Below are 17,494 nucleotides of genomic sequence, written 5' to 3'. Positions count from 1 at the left end.
TCATGCGTGGATGGTAAGCAGGACACCCCGTTTTCTGTAAGAAGCCGGCAAAGGCTTCATCTGGAATATGTTCAACGAGATGGTGAACGGCGAAGGCAATATCATTTTCTTGTAATTTTATTTCTAAATCTAAAGGCAAAACCACTTGATTCATGTTATAATCTTTAAACATAAGGACCCTTCTTTCTGGTTGGATTTTTTGTGGTGACTTTATTTTATCAGAAGTGGTCCTTATTTTAATGTAAAAATAAACAAAGCCGGTGAAATTTTACTCGTCGTAAAATTTCACCGGCTTTTTCGGTTCAGAGGAGGGTTTTGTCCCAGCCTCTTCTTATTATCAGATTTAATATCTTGCCTGTTTGTTATAAAAAGAGAGGCATCTACCTAAATGTATGTTGTCTCCAAGCAAATGTTACTTTTGGTAATTTAGCCCAAAAAAAGAAATTATAACGAAAACGCCTACACCTAGGACAAAACTCGTACGTAATATAGGCTAAAGGTCTTCACGAAGATGAAATTATAATGGGGAGTTATTTATTTGAAGGAAAACATAGAGATGTGCATTTGTTTTGAATATTATTCCTGGAAAAGTCAACTTTTGTGGTACCAAACGATTGGTTTCGTCTTAATCGGAGATACTGCCCAAAATGCTTTATTAATTTTTTGAAAGAATATTAAAAATAAATTTAACTAAGTGAGGGATATGAATGGAAAAAGAACAAAAACAATATCTTGAAAAGTTATTAGATTGGTGCAATGATACTTATTCCGATTGGGAAAGAATGAAACCGAGGTTTTCAAAACAATTTGATCTAAAAAGTTTGGAGGAATGGGAAGAATCATATAACGAATTAAAAGGAAAATTACAGGCAGATTTAAAAGAAGACTTTGATCACTATCAGAAAGCTCAAAATCTGTATGATCAGTATAAACTGTTATATAGAGAATCACAACCTTGTAAAGAAGAAGTTGAATCTGATGTGAGGAAGATAGGTGAGTTGTCCTCTAACTTTGATAGGGGAATAGAAATACTAGGTCAGGAAAATGACACAGTAGAAGAACTTGATAATTGAACTTATCCAAATGGCTTTTAATTTAGAAATACCCAAACAGGAATTTTACAAAAATTTCGTAGCACTACCAAGAATAGATATTCGGACCAGGAAGGAAATCGAAGTAGAATATGAGCACCCCCATATCTCCACCGTTACCTAACATATGTTATAAGAATCAACGTTAAATGTTCTGAGTACTATAAGAGCATTGGATTAGATAGCGAAGAGAAAAAAGATGACAAAGCTTTTAAAGTTATTGAAGATGAAAAAAAAGAATAACGAAAAAACCTGAAGATCTATTTGATTTTCAGGTTTTTTAGTCATCAATTAATCATAAAACTAAGAGCTAATAAAAGTATCATTTTCATCTACTAATACAGGCTTGTAAACGCTCCATTTGCTTTGTGTCAGGAGCGAAACGGTTTGTATTTCAATTTGAAAGAACACTTTTTAAAGCAAAACTCACATTGTTTTCCAGCGTAACACCATGCGATTTGGCCAGGGATTATATACTTTTATGATATGGATATCACTTTCAAAAAAATCCCTCTATTATGTTCTTCGATGTTCCGCTTATGCCCCAAGAACTAGGCATTTGTCTCAAATGTAGATTTAAAGTGTGTTATTCTATGGATTGGTTTCTTAGAGGGGTGAAAGAGACTCCATCCAAACACCTTTTTTTCGCTTAAAGCTACAGTTATTTCAAATAGTTATATTCGATGGTCTAGCGATCAATGAAGTAATTATTCCTACGATACATATAGTTAAGCAAGAAAAAAGAAATACTTTTAGTCCTAACGTATTAAACGCTGCTATTACGATAAGGCCATCAATCATCAAAATAAAAATCCCTATATTTACAGAAAAAGATTCTGAAATAAATTGAGCTAACAGGTCTGTTCCTCCAGTACTTGCCTTATATCGAAGCATGATTCCCACCCCTATACCAATGAATACTCCTCCTAATAACGAACTCGTAAAAGTAGGAAGCGAAAATTGATTTCTTAAAGGCGCTAACCAATCAATGAGTATAGAAGAAACAATCAAACCTAGAAAGCTATTATAAAAGAATGTTCGTTCATAGATCCATGCATATATACTTAGAGGAATGCTTAAAAGGAACATTGCTAAACCTGTTGAAAAACTAAAGTAATAATGTAGTATAAGAGCAATTCCTGTAACCCCTCCATCTAATAAATGATGGGGAACTAAAAAACCGTTTATTCCAATGCTTATTAGTAAACTGCCTATAAGAATAGCTGCTACTTTTTGAAAAATATAAATCACCTTTTATCATTTGTTTACCTTATTATATGTACAAGCATTATATTTCAGAAGTAGGCTAAGATTGGGAATGAGTTGATCATTCTGTAATTCTTGAAGAATGGCCCCAAAATCGTCAGGGGTAAGCTGTGCAATTGCCGATTTCCCTAAAATTTTCACGGCTCCATTAATCACAATATATATAAAAATTGATTTAACTAAAAAAAGAACACTTTGAACACCTCGTAAAGAAAGTTCTCCCTTAGTCCAAAATTGGGACTAAGGGTTTTATTTGTCCTCATTTAAATGTAGATGCAATGAATCAAAAATTTAAGATCTAAAATTTTTATTAGGCAAATTGTAAGCATCATGCCTCTATTTTTACGTCTATTTCCAAACATCCATCTATTATTACGACCAAAATCGAAAAAGGTACATCACAATGAAATAAAACGATTATCCTTTTAAAATTGGAAATACTTTATCAATGGCTTCTTGTAATTTTTCACTATTTTTAGTAAACATTTCCTTTGCTTCCTTTACTTCTGTTCCAAGAGCAAACATCTCTAAATCCGCTTGACATTTTTTCATGGCCGAAAGAATTAAAGCTCTTTCTTGAGGAGATGCCACTTGTAATTTATCGTCAAATAGATCAACCGTTAACTCTCCATAAGAATTTACCTGTCCAAGAAAAACATTTTCAATCGTTACCCCCAGTTTTTCCAATTCGATATGTAACCAAGCTCGACTTCGTCCAATTGTCGAAAGTGGTTCATCCAATACTTCGCCATCCATAATGACGGTTTGAGGCTCCTTGATTGATGCAAGCGATAAGTTTACATCCTTTGCTGTTAAAGGTTGATTTTCTTTTTTCAACATGACAGAAAAATCACCGGTTGCTTCTAATATCGCGAATTCTACATCAGAAACCTGGTAAACATCCTTTTTTCGGAGTAATTCTAGTAATTCATCTGTTGTGTATCTTTCCTTTTTTAAGTTATCTTCCATAATTTTTCCATCTTTAATAAAGACAGTTGGTTTCCCTTCTATAAAATCACGGAATTTTTTACTTTTTAAAGCAATAAGACCAACTATATATGGTATAGCTGCCATAACTAGAATGGCTAATCCTCCTATAATGATACTATGTCTTACTTCAAGGATAACGATTGCTGCAATTCCTCCCATTGTAATACCTGTTACATATTCGAAGAAGGAAAGTTGGGATAGTTGCTTTTTGCCTAGAAATTTTGTGATAAAAAACAGAATAATCATAAACAAAATAACTCGTGAGACAACATTTAGCCAAAGAGGCATTAATAGACCCTCCTATCTTAAAATCCTTTATACTGCAATTCCTCTCGTTCTATTTCTCCAACGCGTTTTTTTAAATCCGTCACAACTTCATGCACAATCATAATCATTTCATGTAACGAACGCTTCGATTCGGTATCCTCGGTGCGGAGTGCTAAACTAGATAAATCGGCTTCTACGCCTTTAAGACAGGCAAGAGACAGCTTTACATTTGATGCAATAGTCATTCAGTATTCTCCTTATCCTTTTGGTTTAAAAATCAACGACCCTAACATACCGAATATAATGGCAGCTGAAATACCGGCACTTGTTACTTCGAACACCCCTGTAAGAATGCCAACTAAGCCGTGTTGTTCAGCTTCTTGCATGGCACCATGTACAAGTGCATTCCCAAAGCTTGTAATGGGTACGGTAGCTCCAGCCCCAGCAAAATCAATTAAGGGTTCATATAAACCTACCCCATCTAAAATGGCACCGACCACTACAAGGGTACTTAAGGTATGTCCCGGTGTCAGTTTAAATACGTCAAACATAATTTGCCCGATTACACAAATCAAACCATCAACAACAAAAGCCCAAAAATAAATCATTTTATAGTCCACCCCCGTATTCAATCGAGACCGCATGGGCGATACAAGGTATGGTTTCGTTTTGCTGGAAGGATAGGGGTGATAATAAAGCGCCTGTAGCCACTACTAACATTCTTTTAAATTCACCTTTTTTCATGCGATTTAATAAATGACCATACACTACTGTTGCTGAACACCCCGCGCCACTTCCTCCTGCGAGGACTGGTTGCCCCTCTCGATAGATCATGAGACCGCAATCTTGGTATTGTTCTTTACTAATAGGGGTTCCATGCTTTTTAAATAAATCCAATGACGCTTCTTGTCCAATTTGACCAAGGTCTCCGGTTACGATTAAATCATAATAAGTTGAATCAATGTTTCGTTCCGTTAAGTGTGCTCCAATGGTATCAACCGCAGCTGGTGCCATTGCTCCTCCCATATTAAAAGGATCGGTCAGTCCCATATCAATAACACGTCCTATTGTGGCAGAAGTCACACGCGGCCCCTCTCCGGAGTCACTTAATAATGCTGCGCCAGCACCTGTAACGGTCCATTGTGCAGTAGGGGACTTTTGCCCGCCATATTCAGTTGGATAACGAAATTGTTTTTCAACAGCAGTATCATGACTAGAAGCTCTTGTTAACAAATATTTAGCTCCTTTTGTATTAATAATATAGGCGCCTAGAGCCAATCCTTCCATAGAGGTAGAACAAGCACCAAACAAACCAAAATAAGGAGCTCCAATCGTTCGGCTTGCGAAACTAGTCGGGGTAATCTGGTTGATTAGGTCTCCTGCGAGGATGAACTGAACCTGTTCCTTTTGGATTCCCCCTTTTTCCATGGCTTTTTGACAGGCTTCTTCAAAAAGAACTTTATGCGCCTTTTCATAGGAATCCTGTTTTAGCCATAAATCGGCATGAAGAAGATCAAAATCTTCTGCAATCGCCCCATCTGCTTCAACATGAATTCACCTCTGTTTTTTATCCAATATTGAAGGGTCTAAAAAAGGTTGGTAAAAACTTAACCAACCTTTTTTTTGCCTTATTAATTATTGTTGTTTGTATTGAGGTTCTTCTTGTTCAATTTCTTGAACACGTGGCTCAATGCTGTCTACAACGGATTGAGTTTGGTTAGCGGCATCTTGGTAAAGTTGCTTTGCTTGTTGATTCTCTGTACTGAGAGCAAAAGTTTCAAAGCTAGCCTGCGCACTTTTCAATCCCGCTAGAGCTGTCTTAACGTCATTAATAACTGTCATGAATATCACCTCCTATATTTTTCTTTGGAACCTTTCTTAGAATGTCTGAAGATAGAGATTTTTATTCATTCAAATCGAATAATATATTTATAATATTTTAGGAAAAAATACTCTTGACAAGAAAAAATCAAGGGAGGAAGGATAGTGTAAATTGGACAGTTGAACTTTTAAAAAAACTGATTAAAGTACAATTGTTTTACAATTCGAGGGGAATTTTCCTTTTGATTTTGAGAAGCATGGACTGGTATGCTTTTTTATTTAGAAATGGAGTATTGATGCAGTTTGTATTTTTTTTATAAATAATAAAAAAGAGGTAGACGGAGTATGTATAAGGACTATCTTGAAACTATTTCAGGACCAAAACCACGAGCTATATAAGTTTGATTTTAATTTCCGACGTGCTTATTTTTAAAAAAATGCGTCCATACTGTTCCTAAGATAATCATAAGGGAGTAGATGGATGATGAAAGTTCTACGTATTACAAATGACCATGGATGGACACCTGCTGACTTACGTCAATACGAAAAAACCATTCAAAACGTGAAAATGAGACAACGCGTCATGACGATTCGGCTCATCATGGAACGCTATACAGGAAAAGAAGTATCTCAGCTTTTGAATCTTCACCGTGAAACCGTGTCTATCTATGTCAAAACCTTTAATCAATATGGGATGGATGGTTTAGTCACCCGTCAGTATTCTACCGGTAAACCTGCTTATTTAACCCAAGAAGAAAAAGAAGAACTTCGACGCATGATCTTAGAAAGTACACCGGAAAAAGAAGGATTTGGGATTGACGCTAACTGGGATACACGTGTGATTCAACATGTCATCTACGAAAAATTTTCAGTCACCATGAGTCGAAGTGGCATTTATCGAATGTTGACGGGCATGGGATTGAGTTACACTAGACCTACTTATACCTTAGCAAAGGCGGATCAAAACGAACAAAAGCAATTCCTGCAAAACATGGAGATGGTAAAAAAAACCTCTCGGGCGATATGATTTTACTTTATGAAGATGAAAGTCGAATCCACGCCTATCAAGCTTTACGATCCACATGGTTTCAAAAAGGGAAACAAAAACAAGTCTCTACTTTTGGGCACCATGCAGCTGTTAGTCTATTTGGAGCTGTCAATGTCTTAAATAGCGACTTTCTCTGCCAAGTAGCTGACAATTGTAAAGCCCCAGCTTTTCATTCCTTTATGAAGTATGTGCTCGACTATTACCCAAATAAAGTCATCATTATGGTGTTGGATCGTGCTCGTATTCATGATGCAAAAGAGTTACAGCCCTTTTTTGAACAGCATGAGGATCGACTCATTCGTTTCTTTCTGCCGAAGTACTCGCCCAATTTGAACCCCGTTGAACGGATTTGGAAATGGCTGAAAGAAACCGTCATCCAAAATCGATTCCATCCTAACAAAGCAGCTATTCAAGAGTCTGTTTCTTCTTTTCTAGCTTTTTTGGAGGGGGCATCTGAGCAAATTTTAAAAAGAATAGCCGGTGTTCATATGACGGATTATTAAGTAAAACTTATATAGGTATAAGCAATTTAATAAAAATTTAAATCAGTATTTTTCCAATCCTATAATACATAAGGAAATTCATGGTAAAAAAATATATGTTGCCTTGGATCTAGACAGAATCTGGAATAGGATAAATTAAAATTTGGTTAATTATGGAAGGTATTGGGGTTAAATAGAAAAAATGTAAAACGAACCTCTTATGTTTCAATTCATTTCCAACGTTAAAATTCCTTTGACAAAACAAACTAATTACAAAATTATTTAGAATGTCTCACCGCTCATAAGAAAATGTCTATCTAAACAATTCCTTCGTATTCCAAACGTATACTTATTACGTAAGCGTCAAATACTCCCCATCTGCTTAAAGGTGGGGAGTATTTAACGCTTATGGTGAAACCAAAAGGATGGTCGTCTAAAAAGAAATTTGATGAAAAAAATGCATATAAAAAAGGACAAATTTTTGTCCCAAACTGTTTCAAGCCCTATAAATTTCCATATGTACATTTAATGATACCTTGATTTTTTCCTCCAGGGAGTAAGGTAAGTGTTTAACCTCCAGAAAAAGTATTAGCGTATAATAACCACGTTTTGTCGATCCCCTCAAAATTTCTGCCCAAAAACATGTATTTATACAGCAATAAAATTTCAAGAAAATGAGGCAATTATGTATAGACCATGATAGATAATATTACAAAGTTTCCCTATTTTATCCGATTCTGTTTTTTGCTTTCTGAATAACCTCTACTACAAACTGATCTTTATTTTCTAATTCACCAAGTGTAATATCTCCATTGGCTAATTTTTCAGAGAGTACATTAATATCTTCCTGGACGGAAACAGGGATTAGATTTTCAATCAACATTTTCTGAAGCTCATTTGCAATTTTATTTTCTTGATTCATTATTAACACAACCTTTATTTAATATTTATAAGGTAGGATTTGAGTACTTTTATACTTTGAATACTTGTTTGTAGGAATGTTCTAAAGAAGAGACAGGTTGGTTAACATCCAACCAACCTTTTGTCTCGCATAATTATTGTTGTTTGAATTTCTACTTTATTGTATTACATTGCCTCTATATGGATCTTGACTTTCCATGTAGTTAGAAAATTGCTGAACCGATTGTTGAATATTTTGTGGAGTTTCTTTTTCCAAACCGTACCATCCGTTTTTAAACATTAAGTTATATAGATTGCGCTGACAGTCTTGCGTTTCTTGGGAAACAGATGCAATCGTACGATACAATGACTCATGGCTTGCTTCTTTCAATGCAATCGAGTATGAGGAAGTTATATATTTTTCCGTATTTAAGGCATCGTTTAGAAAATCTCTATCATTCATTTGCGGCGTCTTAGGAACTGGTGTTTCAAGATTCTTAATCCCGTTTGGAGTATTTTTTTCCACTATAGTATCCTCCTTATTGATTCATATTTTGTGAAGGTTGAGTTAAATACTGTTGCATCTGTTGAAGCAGCTGTTGATAGTGTCGATCGTGCATTTGTCCAGCTTGTTCAAGTGCTGCTTTCACATCCGGATTTTGACATTGTTGAGCAAAAAAGTGCATTTTCTTCATCGCGAGTAGATTCCAGCTTAACATATCCTTTACATACAGATGATCCTTTGTTGACATTATTTTAGGCGGTTCCGTCATTAAAGCTTGTGCTTGTTGATTAACCATACCCGTCTGCATTTGTTGCATTATTTATCCTCCTTGTTAACATTGTTGTTAATCACTTGGGTATATTGCCACACAATGGTCAAAAATATGCAGGGAATGAGGACTAGTTTTAAAGAACACGCCACCCTGGACATATCATCGGTAGAATAAAAAAAGAATAAGCGGAGAAAATAATTTAGAAATCACAATGGAAAGGGCGGTAAAAATGAATCTTAAGTGGTTAAGACTATTAACAGTAGTATTTCTTTCTATCTTCCCGTTATTGGGGTGTAATAATGGAGATGAGGATAATAATCCACCACCAGAAGTAGATGTAAGTCCAGGTACAGAAGAACCAATTGAAGATCCTGAAGACGCAGCAGATACAGATAATATTGATGAAAATAATGTAAACACTGATACTGAAGAACCTATTGAAGATCCTAATGATGTAAATGACCCCGATAATAATGATGAATAAGTTAGAGGCTGGGACATAAGTAATCCAGCCAATGATAAACCTGAACGATTGAGAGTTTCTCACTTTTAATCGTTCAGGTTTTTTGTTGATTGTGAAAACAATGTTGGAAACAGGGTGGAATGGAGCGTAGGACACTCGACTCCTGCGGGAAAGAGAGGGAAAACGGAGATCCCGCAGCGCAGCGAGGAAGCTCAGGTTCCTCCCCGCGGAAAGCGAGTGACCGTAGCGCAATGGAACGAACGTGTTCAGACAAACCAAAGAGATTGGAACAGCTAGTGTTCGCCTCTTAGAAGCAATCATTTTGTTATGTCCCAAACTCCTCTTTGTATCAAGATTCGAGGATGATAATAAGACATTTGATTATAATTTTGATGTTTTTTTTACTCCTTTCTTAACGAAAGCACTTTTTTATTTTTCCACTTATCCCTTTAATTAAAATTCATGCCACAAAACAAGCTAATAATAAAATTATATAGAGGTGTCTCATGTCAAAAATACCAAGGTCCTTAATGGTTACTGTTTCCATTCTTATTCTTTTATTTATAGGGTTATTATTCTTAGTACCAAATACAAGAAACAATGAGAATCACAGAAATAAAACTGTTGCTGTCAAAAACAATCCACCTACAACCAGTGTCCAAAATGTTGAAAACGAAAAAAATGTTCTTCAAATAAACAGCCTTTCCATGGGTCAAACCATAAAGAATCAATTAAGAAATGATCCTTCCGTTTTTCTAATTAAACACAATGAAAAAACTGAGAGTCATTATATTAAGAAAGAAGTAAACGTTACATTCAAGACTCTTCTACCAACAGAGGAATTAGAAAGAATGGCACAGGAGATAAATGGCAATATCATTAAAAATCTAAATACTACGATTGTTTTTCGTTCTAATAAGCTTTCGACCAAGGAACTTATTGAATATTTTAACAGACAGGCTATTGTTGAATTTGCTGAACCCAATTATCTTTATCTGCAAAATCAAATTGGACTTCCTAATGATTTGCTGTATAAAGAACAATACCAATGGAACTTATCGGCAATTCAAGCAGAAGCAGGCTGGGATATCACAAAAGGGGATGAACATATTATTATTGCTGTTATAAACACTGGCGTTGATCTGGACCATCCTGATTTGAGAAGACGATTAACAAATGGTTATAATGTACTGTTGAATAATAATTTCCCTGATGATGACAACGGGCATGGTACCCATGTATCAGGAATCATTGCATCGGAAACAAACAACCATGAAGGCCTTGCTGGTGTCACCTGGTATAACAAAATAATGCCTATAAAAGCAATGGGTGCCAAAGGGTATGGGACGACCTTTGATATAGCAAAAGGGATTTTTTGGGCAGTGGATCATGGAGCAGATATCATTAATATGAGTTTAGGCAATTATCAGCATTCTTCACTTTTAAAAGAGGCAATCGATTATGCATACAATAAAAATGTTGTCTTGATTGCTGCAGCAGGAAATGAAAATACTATGCAACCGAGCTATCCAGCTGCTTTTCCTAATGTTCTAAGTGTCGCTGCCGTAAGTTACACAGGACAACGTGCCTTTTTCTCAAATTATGGAGATTATATTGATGTTTCAGCTCCCGGAGTTCAAATTCCGAGCACCTATTTTAACCAGCAGTATGCTGCCCTTTCAGGCACTTCTATGGCTTCACCACATGTAGCAGGACTAGCAGGTCTTTTGCTTTCTGCAAACCCTAATTTAACTAACCAAGAAGTAATAGAAATTATTAAGAATTCTACTTATGATTTAGGTATCCCTGGAACTGATAACGAGTTCGGTAATGGCTTAATTAATGTAAAGAATGGTTTGGAAGCAGCCCAAAGCAAAAGGCAATGATCCCTTTTTGAGACCGTTGCCTCTAGTTGTAAAACATCTACATGGTGACCCCAAATAGTCCAAACTCTGAGGATACGAAAAAGCCCACTAAAATCCCAAAATATAAATCAAAGGAAATCAATCCAACCGGCAGCATAGATCTTTCAAGATGGTCTGCCGAATTAGGATCTGAGTTATGGCCTATAGAAGGTAAAACAGACAATCCCCGAACAAAGACAGGAGAATTGCAAAAAGCATACATCCATACGTTGGAAGGAAACCCTGGAATTCCTACCCCAGTTATTCGTCAAGCTTACTTTATATGTATAACACAAGCGACCAAAACCATTGATATAACAACGCCATACTTTATACCAGAAACAGATATTATTATGGCATTAAAGACAGCTGTGGCTCGTGGTGTACGCGTAAGATTACTTGTTCCTCGCCAGATTGATCAAAAAATCGTGGGCTTTGCAAGTCGTACCTATTACGGGGAACTTATAGAAGCAGGGGTCCAAATCTACCAGTACGATAAAGGAATGTTACATGCGAAACTGATGACCATTGATGAGGAAATCGCAGAAGTAGGCGCAGCAAACTATGATATGAGAAGTTTTCGCCTGAATTATGAAGTGTGTCAAGTCGTGTACAGTGCTGATGTGGCAAGGGAACTCACAGAGCAGTTCGAGAGGGATCTTACTCATTCTGTACCATTAAGAATTGAAGACTTGTTGCAACGATCCCTGACCGAGCGCATTGTTGAACAGGGTTCTCGCCTGCTCTCTCCATTATTATGAGTTGATGTATCCTGTTTTTATTGTTCTATCTTAAATCTAGATTTAAAAAATTTCATTGTTTTTAAAATATTTCTGATTCATTTGAAAAGAGTCGAAAACCCGTGTTAGAAGAACTTCTATCGTGGGTTTTTTTTATTTATGATGGTAATTCATTACTAAAAAACGGTAATCCTAAAAAGACAGCTCAAAGTGTTTGAATTCAAAAATATCTGTTACTTTTTAATTTAAATATAAGGGATGATAACAATAGATAATATATTTGAAAATTTTAAGGAATTACGTTTATTATAGGATAAACTGTACCTTTTAGAATTAAATAATTGGCTAAAGAATGAATTTTTAACTTGGGAATGGTGGATATTAGTTGGTTTTTAGTTGTGCCTTGGATTATATGGTCTAAACTCGTTAAACGAGACATTATTTTAGAAATTTTGTTATTTGGTACCATAATTATCATAACAACAACCTTATTAGATGTAGTTGGCTTACAATATAGTTTTTGGGATTATCCAATTGCATTCCTACCTATTATTCCTAGGGCCTTTCCCTTTGATTTTTCAATGGTACCTGTAGCTTACATGTTGTTATATCAATATTTTAGAACATGGAAATTTTTTATAATCGCACAAATCACTATGGCACTCACATACGCCTTTATTGGTGAACCTGATGCTAGACTAAAAAGTACATAGCATGCTGTTTATAGCCACTCAATTTCAATTGTTACTTCAGGAACCTCTGTTTTAGTATTATGATTTGCAATCGCATTTGTTGAAAACCAAATTTTTTTAATGAACGTTTTTAGGAAAGCATTACACTCCTCTGGGTCAAGCATCTCTATCCTATCTATTACATCAATAATTTTTTCTAACCTTCTTTGTTCTTTTTCAGTGTTTTTTAAGTTTTTTATTTGAATATCCACTAATTCCAGCTGTTGCTTTACCTGTTTAATTTGTCTCTCATTCTCCTCACTCATTACAAGAAAATCACTCTTACTAATTTCGCCGTCTGCTCTCATTATTGTTAAATTTTTTTGTCTCTTTTCAAATTTTTCTAATTGCTTTCCTAAGGAATCGACTTGATTTTTTAATTTATTTTCTTCATCCGAAGTATCAAGAGATTTTAATTTCTGAATTGCCTTTTCAAAGTCTACCTTCTTTTCTTTGACCTTATTAATCACATAATCTTCCACCGGAAGATATTTATGTCCCCTATCTCTGCAAGTATTATTGCTTATTTTATAACTACAAGATTTGATATAATCCGTTTCGTTTCCATCTATTTGGATATATCTTTTTCTTTCACAGCAATTACAATAAATTAGGTTTTGTAGTTTTCGTGTTGCTTTCTTTTTGTTGAAAAATTTTCCTGCTGTGTTTTCTTCAAGAATTTTTTGCACATCTAACCATTGTTGCTTTTCAATGATCGGTTCGTGTGCATTTTCAACGAAAACCTCATCAACAACTCTACCGTTTACCCTTCTACATGCTTGAACTACACCATAGTAAACAACATTTCTTCTTAATGATGATATATGGGAGGAAGTTAAGACCTTTCCAATTCTACTTCTCCAACCTAGCGTATCTAATTGTTTGGCTATTTCATTCGCGCTAACTCTTTCTAATGTCTTTTGGAATATGTACCTAATTATTTTTGCTTCTTCTTCAACAATGACCAATCTTTGATTTTTGTCCTTTTCATATCCCAAGGGTGTCTTATTACTGTTTGTCCATCTACCTTGTTCTGCAGCAGCTAATCGACCTCGACTTAGACGTTTTTTGATTTGCTTATACTCAAAATTTGCCAACATTGCCTGGAACGAATATAACATCTCATTACTTTCCTGAGTAAGATCAATTGCCCCTTGGGGTGTCAAAATTTTTATGTCATTTGCTATTAGCATGGTTTTAATTTGTTCTGCATAGGCATTGTCACGGGAAATCCGATCAATATCCATAACCAAAAGATAATCGTATTCATCTAATTTATTTAGCAATTGAGTTAATTGAGCTCTTTGAGTATTGATACCACTAGAAATTTCTTGATAAACGTCATAAGTCAAGTTATGTTGCTTTGCAAGTTTGACAAGAGCATTTCGATGATGTGTTAAAATTTCCTCAATATCTAATTGTTCCTCATTCCTTGATAATCGTAAATAAATCGCAGCCAATGCCATTTCTTATCCCCCTAATGTGTCATAATAAAATCATAACACATGACCAATAATAATAGAAAGTTAATATCTGTAATGGTGCCAACGGTCCCATAGATCGTTACAACGATTGTATCCCCAATGCGGTATTTAGGCTTTTTCTTGCCTGCCATCGTCGCACCTCCTTGTTAAACTAACACCTACTGAAAAGTTACAATAGTATATGCAAAAATAGTAAAAGGGGAAGTATAACATCACCTCAATCAAGCCTGAAATACGCTGATTTTCACAAAAAAACAAAGGGCCTCTATACGCAGCGTATAGAGGCCCTTTGTTTTAAACACCTTACTGATTCATTTCATATAGCTCCCATGCCTCATCAAAAACAGACATGCTCATCGTATAATCACCGTTTAATTCGAGATAGGAGCTGATCTCATTGTAATCATCTGCCGTTTTAGGAAAGCTATGGTCTTCATACACAAATCGTGCTAACTGTCCTATTAGATCATTTTTTGGATTTAACCTAAATTTCATCATGTAGTGATAAAATGACTTCATACGTTGTTCCCCCTGTATTTTATGCGTTGTTTACTCACGTTTTATTTGCTATAAGACTACCATTTAAACAGTCTCTTGTGAATGACGTCGAATTCTGACCTAGACACATGAGAAACATTACATTATGGTTACAGATTTATGTTCTAGTTGCATTGTATAGTAAAGAAGACAAGTTGTCATATCAAGCATTTTGTTTTTCACTTTAAGTGAATGTGACAAAAACGATGCACAAATGTAACAAAAATGCTGTTTCGACAGTTTTTATAGTAAAAATATAAATTGCAAATTTTTCACTTTCATGATTTAATTTGCTACTGAAAGCACAATAAAAAATTGCTGAAGCACGTTTAAATCAGCAAAGAATAAGGAAAGATGAATACTATGAGTACACGAAATGCTTATTTTGATAACGCTAAATTTGTATTAATTTTTTTAGTTGTATTTGGACATATGATTTCACCTTATCGTACAGATAGCGAAGGTATGTTATCCATTTATCACTTTATCTTTATTTTCCACATGCCAGTATTTATCTTACTAGCTGGTTATTTTTCAAAAAACTTTCATAAAAAAGGATATTACAAAAAAATCTTTACCAAAGTGGCTATCCCTTACTTAGCATTTCAAACCATCTACACTTTTTACTATAGTGCCCTTTATACGAATGAAACGTACACACTACAGTATTTAGTACCGCGATGGGCAATGTGGTTCTTACTTAGCTTAATCTTTTGGAAATTAATGCTGCCATTTTTCGCAAAGTTCCCAATGTGGATCAGCATGACAGCTTCTATTCTACTAGGTGTTGGAATTGGTTTTGTTAACATTGATGGATTTGAAAAAATACTAAGTATTAGTCGCATGTTTGTGTTCTTCCCATTCTTTTTGACGGGGTATTACTTGTCACAGAGAGAAGAACCATTTAAAAATCTTTTAACAGCTAAAAATCGAGTCATTGCTTCCACTATCTTAGTTGTAACACTAGCAGCAAGTTATTACTTTTTAAATGAAACCGTTTATACGGACATGCTTTATGGTACAAACACATACAATAGCGTAGGCGAATTTTTAATGCGCTTGTCTCACTATGGCATTGCGTTTATTGTATCTTTTGCATTTATGGCCTTAATTCCAACCCGTCCTTTTGCTTTAACTAGCATCGGACAGCGTTCGCTTTATGTCTACCTTTTACATGGATTTATTTTAAAGTGGTTTTTCACTACCGAATTTGCCAAAAGTTTAGATGCTAGCTTTTGGAGCATTATGGTTTTAACAGCCATGTCTATTTTAGTAACGCTTCTATTAGGTAGTCGTATTGTTGATTGGAGCATTACTGGTACGAAACTATTCATTCAGTTCATTACGCCAAAGAAGGCAATTGAAAAATTCTCATTAGCCATTAAACGAACGTTCCCATAAACAAGAAAAAATCTCACCTTCTAGCAAGAGGTGAGATTTTTGTCTATATGACTCAAATACTTTCTAATTTCATTTTACTGAATTTTGTGGTAACGTTTCACTATAAGAGAAAGAAGGAGTGTATAGAAATGGAACTCGGTTACTATGATGGACAATTTCGAGATATTAACGAAAAAGTAATTCCTATTGATGAACGCGGACATCAATTTGGCGATGGTGTATATGAATTCATTCGCGTATACAAGGGAACACCTCTAGCACTTTCTCAACATTTAGATCGTCTTGAGCGAAGCGCAAAAGCGTTATTAATTGAGCTGCCGTTTAGCAGAACTGATTTGGAGAAAATAATTGAAGAAGGAATACAAAAGTCTACGTTGGAAGAAGCAGATATTTACATGCAGGTAACGCGTGGAATTTCTCCTCGTAATCATTTATTTCCAGATACCAAAGCAGAGCTATCTATGACGATTAGACACCCGCGTCAAATGCCTGATGAGGCTTACGAAAAAGGTATTTCCACTTTACTTTTAGAAGATGAGCGCTGGGCAAACTGCTACATTAAATCATTAAACTTACTTCCAAATATCCTTGCAAAGCAAGCAGCTGCCTCTAAAGGATGCAAAGAAGCCATCCTTGTAAAAGACGGATACATAACGGAAGGTTCTAGCAGCAATGTTTTCGTCATCAAGGATCAAATTTTATATACAACTCCAGCCACAAAACAAATTTTATGTGGCATTACTCGAACCAATGTCCTTGCTTGCGCAAAAGAAGAAGGCATTCAAGTACGAGAACAGCATATGACAATTGATTTTATTAAACAAGCTGATGAAGCGTTTGTCACGAGTACATCCATTGGTATTTTACCGATCGCACGTATTGATGAGCAGCATTTGTCATCAACACGTCCCATTATTGATAAATTAACCAATGCGTATCAAATATTTCGAGAACAGCAAGTACACATACAAAGCTAATAAAAAATAAAGAGACTGAGACATAAGTAGTTCAGCCTCTACTATACCTGAACGATTGAGAGTTCATAACTTTTAATCGTTCAGGTTTTTTGTTGATTGTGAAAACAATGTTGGAAACAGGGTGAAATGGAGCGTAGGTCACTCGACTCCTGCGGGAAAGAGAGGGAAAACGGAGATCCCGCAGCGCAGCGAGGAAGCTCCGGTTCCTCCCCGCGGAAAGCGAGTGGCCGTAGCGCAATGGAACGAACGTGTTGAGACAAATCAAAGAGATGGGAACAGCTAGTGTTCGCCTTTTAGAAGCAATCATTTTGTTATGTCCCAAACTCTTTATTAAAATTTAAAGTAATTACGCTTTAACAAACGCGGTGTTGCTAGTAACTCTTTATAGGAAATAACCTTTGGCAACAGTTTTGTATCTACAAGCAGCAGCTGTGTTTCTATTTCTTCAATCACTTCTTCTTCTTGATAATACATTCCACAGGCAGAACATTTAATACAAGGTACATCTGTGATTTCAATTCCTCTTGTTCCATCTGGAAGTTCCCAAAAAGCGGTATGAACGCTTTTTTCTCCAGCGCTTTCGCCGCACCATGCGCATTCTACCATCATTGTATTT

Annotated in this window: 22 protein-coding genes and 3 pseudogenes; 11 read left to right on the top strand and 14 right to left on the bottom strand. The window is 35.5% G+C overall.

Features of this window, described 5'->3' with window-relative positions; all coding sequences use genetic code 11:
• Window positions 1–172 (bottom strand): annotated as a pseudogene (locus AS180_RS22270) (IS5/IS1182 family transposase); the annotation flags it as partial.
• Window positions 173–707: 535 nt separating this feature from the next.
• Between AS180_RS22270 and AS180_RS05085 the strand changes: the two are divergent.
• Window positions 708–1,073: a hypothetical protein gene (locus AS180_RS05085; RefSeq protein ID WP_025910033.1), complete on the top strand. Its 366-nt coding sequence runs from the start codon at window positions 708–710 to the stop codon at window positions 1,071–1,073.
• Between the two features lie 684 nt (window positions 1,074–1,757).
• On the opposite strand, the gene AS180_RS05080 is transcribed toward AS180_RS05085, so the two are convergent.
• The 6 genes and pseudogenes from AS180_RS05080 to AS180_RS05055 form a co-directional block, all read right to left on the bottom strand.
• A complete protein-coding gene (locus AS180_RS05080; protein WP_226372930.1) occupies window positions 1,758–2,342 on the bottom strand; it encodes a YitT family protein in 585 nt (194 codons plus the stop codon).
• A gap of 432 nt (window positions 2,343–2,774) precedes the next feature.
• Window positions 2,775–3,635 (bottom strand): DUF421 domain-containing protein, encoded by an 861-nt coding sequence (locus AS180_RS05075; RefSeq protein WP_062686507.1) that lies wholly within the window; start codon window positions 3,633–3,635, stop codon window positions 2,775–2,777.
• Window positions 3,636–3,652: 17 nt separating this feature from the next.
• A complete protein-coding gene (locus tag AS180_RS05070) occupies window positions 3,653–3,859 on the bottom strand; it encodes a DUF1657 domain-containing protein (protein WP_025910030.1) in 207 nt (68 codons plus the stop codon).
• A gap of 12 nt (window positions 3,860–3,871) precedes the next feature.
• Window positions 3,872–4,222 carry a stage V sporulation protein AE gene (gene spoVAE / locus AS180_RS05065; protein WP_025910029.1) on the bottom strand — a complete coding sequence of 117 codons (351 nt, stop codon included), beginning with the start codon at window positions 4,220–4,222 and terminating at the stop codon, window positions 3,872–3,874.
• A gap of 1 nt (window position 4,223) precedes the next feature.
• A pseudogene (gene spoVAD, locus AS180_RS05060) lies at window positions 4,224–5,159 on the bottom strand (stage V sporulation protein AD); the annotation flags it as partial.
• A 90-nt stretch (window positions 5,160–5,249) separates the two neighbouring features.
• On the bottom strand, window positions 5,250–5,456 hold the full coding sequence (locus AS180_RS05055) for a DUF1657 domain-containing protein (protein WP_025910027.1): 207 nt from the start codon (window positions 5,454–5,456) through the stop codon (window positions 5,250–5,252).
• A gap of 460 nt (window positions 5,457–5,916) precedes the next feature.
• Here AS180_RS05055 and AS180_RS05045 point away from each other — a divergent pair, with 460 nt between their 5' ends.
• On the top strand, window positions 5,917–6,462 hold the full coding sequence (locus AS180_RS05045; RefSeq protein WP_226372929.1) for a helix-turn-helix domain-containing protein: 546 nt from the start codon (window positions 5,917–5,919) through the stop codon (window positions 6,460–6,462).
• Complete coding sequence (locus AS180_RS05040) at window positions 6,459–6,986, top strand: IS630 family transposase (RefSeq protein WP_025910024.1); 528 nt, start codon at window positions 6,459–6,461, stop codon at window positions 6,984–6,986. Before AS180_RS05045 ends, AS180_RS05040 begins: the two co-directional genes overlap by 4 nt.
• Window positions 6,987–7,692: 706 nt before the next feature.
• Here AS180_RS05040 and AS180_RS05035 read toward each other — a convergent pair.
• The 3 genes from AS180_RS05035 to AS180_RS05025 form a co-directional block, all read right to left on the bottom strand.
• Entirely contained in the window at window positions 7,693–7,887 is a 195-nt protein-coding gene (locus AS180_RS05035) for a hypothetical protein (RefSeq protein WP_025910023.1), read from the bottom strand.
• 156 nt (window positions 7,888–8,043) lie between these two features.
• Complete coding sequence (locus AS180_RS05030) at window positions 8,044–8,391, bottom strand: spore coat protein (protein WP_025910022.1); 348 nt, start codon at window positions 8,389–8,391, stop codon at window positions 8,044–8,046.
• Window positions 8,392–8,404: 13 nt separating this feature from the next.
• On the bottom strand, window positions 8,405–8,686 hold the full coding sequence (locus tag AS180_RS05025) for a hypothetical protein (RefSeq protein WP_025910021.1): 282 nt from the start codon (window positions 8,684–8,686) through the stop codon (window positions 8,405–8,407).
• A 184-nt stretch (window positions 8,687–8,870) separates the two neighbouring features.
• Between AS180_RS05025 and AS180_RS05020 the strand changes: the two genes are divergently transcribed.
• The 5 genes and pseudogenes from AS180_RS05020 (at window position 8,871) to AS180_RS05005 (ending at window position 12,461) form a co-directional block, all read left to right on the top strand.
• On the top strand, window positions 8,871–9,125 hold the full coding sequence (locus AS180_RS05020) for a hypothetical protein (RefSeq protein ID WP_025910020.1): 255 nt from the start codon (window positions 8,871–8,873) through the stop codon (window positions 9,123–9,125).
• A 114-nt stretch (window positions 9,126–9,239) separates the two neighbouring features.
• Complete coding sequence (locus AS180_RS22265; protein ID WP_156413446.1) at window positions 9,240–9,401, top strand: hypothetical protein; 162 nt, start codon at window positions 9,240–9,242, stop codon at window positions 9,399–9,401.
• A gap of 209 nt (window positions 9,402–9,610) precedes the next feature.
• Window positions 9,611–10,990 (top strand): S8 family peptidase, encoded by a 1,380-nt coding sequence (locus AS180_RS05015; protein ID WP_062686506.1) that lies wholly within the window; start codon window positions 9,611–9,613, stop codon window positions 10,988–10,990.
• Between the two features lie 134 nt (window positions 10,991–11,124).
• Window positions 11,125–11,769, top strand: a pseudogene (locus AS180_RS05010) (phospholipase D-like domain-containing protein); the annotation flags it as partial.
• A gap of 350 nt (window positions 11,770–12,119) precedes the next feature.
• A complete protein-coding gene (locus AS180_RS05005) occupies window positions 12,120–12,461 on the top strand; it encodes a CBO0543 family protein (RefSeq protein ID WP_281999035.1) in 342 nt (113 codons plus the stop codon).
• 8 nt (window positions 12,462–12,469) lie between these two features.
• Here AS180_RS05005 and AS180_RS05000 read toward each other — a convergent pair whose 3' ends face one another.
• The 3 genes from AS180_RS05000 to AS180_RS04995 all read right to left on the bottom strand — a co-directional run bounded on the left by AS180_RS05000 (window position 12,470) and on the right by AS180_RS04995 (window position 14,482).
• Entirely contained in the window at window positions 12,470–13,945 is a 1,476-nt protein-coding gene (locus AS180_RS05000; protein ID WP_025910019.1) for a recombinase family protein, read from the bottom strand.
• Window positions 13,946–13,956: 11 nt separating this feature from the next.
• Window positions 13,957–14,094 (bottom strand): hypothetical protein, encoded by a 138-nt coding sequence (locus tag AS180_RS23130; RefSeq protein WP_175384188.1) that lies wholly within the window; start codon window positions 14,092–14,094, stop codon window positions 13,957–13,959.
• A gap of 172 nt (window positions 14,095–14,266) precedes the next feature.
• A complete protein-coding gene (locus AS180_RS04995) occupies window positions 14,267–14,482 on the bottom strand; it encodes a YozE family protein (RefSeq protein WP_025910018.1) in 216 nt (71 codons plus the stop codon).
• Between the two features lie 381 nt (window positions 14,483–14,863).
• On the opposite strand from AS180_RS04995, the gene AS180_RS04990 reads away from it, so the two are divergent.
• The 3 genes from AS180_RS04990 (at window position 14,864) to AS180_RS22260 (ending at window position 17,161) form a co-directional block, all read left to right on the top strand.
• The gene (locus tag AS180_RS04990) at window positions 14,864–15,901 is read left to right on the top strand and encodes an acyltransferase family protein (protein ID WP_062686505.1); all 1,038 of its coding nucleotides are present in this window, start codon (window positions 14,864–14,866) and stop codon (window positions 15,899–15,901) included.
• 128 nt (window positions 15,902–16,029) lie between these two features.
• Window positions 16,030–16,878 carry a D-amino-acid transaminase gene (gene dat / locus AS180_RS04985; RefSeq protein ID WP_025910016.1) on the top strand — a complete coding sequence of 283 codons (849 nt, stop codon included), beginning with the start codon at window positions 16,030–16,032 and terminating at the stop codon, window positions 16,876–16,878.
• A gap of 121 nt (window positions 16,879–16,999) precedes the next feature.
• Complete coding sequence (locus AS180_RS22260; RefSeq protein WP_156413445.1) at window positions 17,000–17,161, top strand: hypothetical protein; 162 nt, start codon at window positions 17,000–17,002, stop codon at window positions 17,159–17,161.
• 47 nt (window positions 17,162–17,208) lie between these two features.
• Here the strand turns inward: AS180_RS22260 and AS180_RS04980 are convergent, their stop codons facing one another.
• Window positions 17,209–17,484, bottom strand: coding sequence for a YokU family protein (locus AS180_RS04980; RefSeq protein WP_025910015.1), 276 nt, complete (start codon window positions 17,482–17,484; stop codon window positions 17,209–17,211).
• Window positions 17,485–17,494 lie beyond the last annotated feature (10 nt).

The organism is Priestia veravalensis (genome assembly GCF_001457055.1).
Lineage (GTDB): Bacteria > Bacillota > Bacilli > Bacillales > Bacillaceae_H > Priestia > Priestia flexa.
The sequence above is the reverse complement of the archived record's forward strand: the minus strand, read 5'-3'. Positions and strand labels throughout refer to the sequence as shown.

Coding starts and splice junctions, on each gene's coding strand:
- AS180_RS04980 (WP_025910015.1), bottom strand. CDS start 17,484: ATGGTAGAATGCGCATGGTGCGGCGAAAGCGCTGGAGAAAAAAGCGTT.
- AS180_RS05015 (WP_062686506.1), top strand. CDS start 9,611: ATGTCAAAAATACCAAGGTCCTTAATGGTTACTGTTTCCATTCTTATT.
- AS180_RS05035 (WP_025910023.1), bottom strand. CDS start 7,887: ATGAATCAAGAAAATAAAATTGCAAATGAGCTTCAGAAAATGTTGATT.
- AS180_RS05075 (WP_062686507.1), bottom strand. CDS start 3,635: ATGCCTCTTTGGCTAAATGTTGTCTCACGAGTTATTTTGTTTATGATT.
- AS180_RS05020 (WP_025910020.1), top strand. CDS start 8,871: ATGAATCTTAAGTGGTTAAGACTATTAACAGTAGTATTTCTTTCTATC.
- AS180_RS04990 (WP_062686505.1), top strand. CDS start 14,864: ATGAGTACACGAAATGCTTATTTTGATAACGCTAAATTTGTATTAATT.
- AS180_RS23130 (WP_175384188.1), bottom strand. CDS start 14,094: ATGGCAGGCAAGAAAAAGCCTAAATACCGCATTGGGGATACAATCGTT.
- AS180_RS05055 (WP_025910027.1), bottom strand. CDS start 5,456: ATGACAGTTATTAATGACGTTAAGACAGCTCTAGCGGGATTGAAAAGT.
- AS180_RS05085 (WP_025910033.1), top strand. CDS start 708: ATGGAAAAAGAACAAAAACAATATCTTGAAAAGTTATTAGATTGGTGC.
- AS180_RS05025 (WP_025910021.1), bottom strand. CDS start 8,686: ATGCAACAAATGCAGACGGGTATGGTTAATCAACAAGCACAAGCTTTA.
- spoVAE (WP_025910029.1), bottom strand. CDS start 4,222: ATGATTTATTTTTGGGCTTTTGTTGTTGATGGTTTGATTTGTGTAATC.
- AS180_RS05045 (WP_226372929.1), top strand. CDS start 5,917: ATGATGAAAGTTCTACGTATTACAAATGACCATGGATGGACACCTGCT.
- AS180_RS05000 (WP_025910019.1), bottom strand. CDS start 13,945: ATGGCATTGGCTGCGATTTATTTACGATTATCAAGGAATGAGGAACAA.
- AS180_RS04995 (WP_025910018.1), bottom strand. CDS start 14,482: ATGAAGTCATTTTATCACTACATGATGAAATTTAGGTTAAATCCAAAA.
- AS180_RS05070 (WP_025910030.1), bottom strand. CDS start 3,859: ATGACTATTGCATCAAATGTAAAGCTGTCTCTTGCCTGTCTTAAAGGC.
- dat (WP_025910016.1), top strand. CDS start 16,030: ATGGAACTCGGTTACTATGATGGACAATTTCGAGATATTAACGAAAAA.
- AS180_RS05005 (WP_281999035.1), top strand. CDS start 12,120: ATGGTGGATATTAGTTGGTTTTTAGTTGTGCCTTGGATTATATGGTCT.
- AS180_RS05040 (WP_025910024.1), top strand. CDS start 6,459: ATGATTTTACTTTATGAAGATGAAAGTCGAATCCACGCCTATCAAGCT.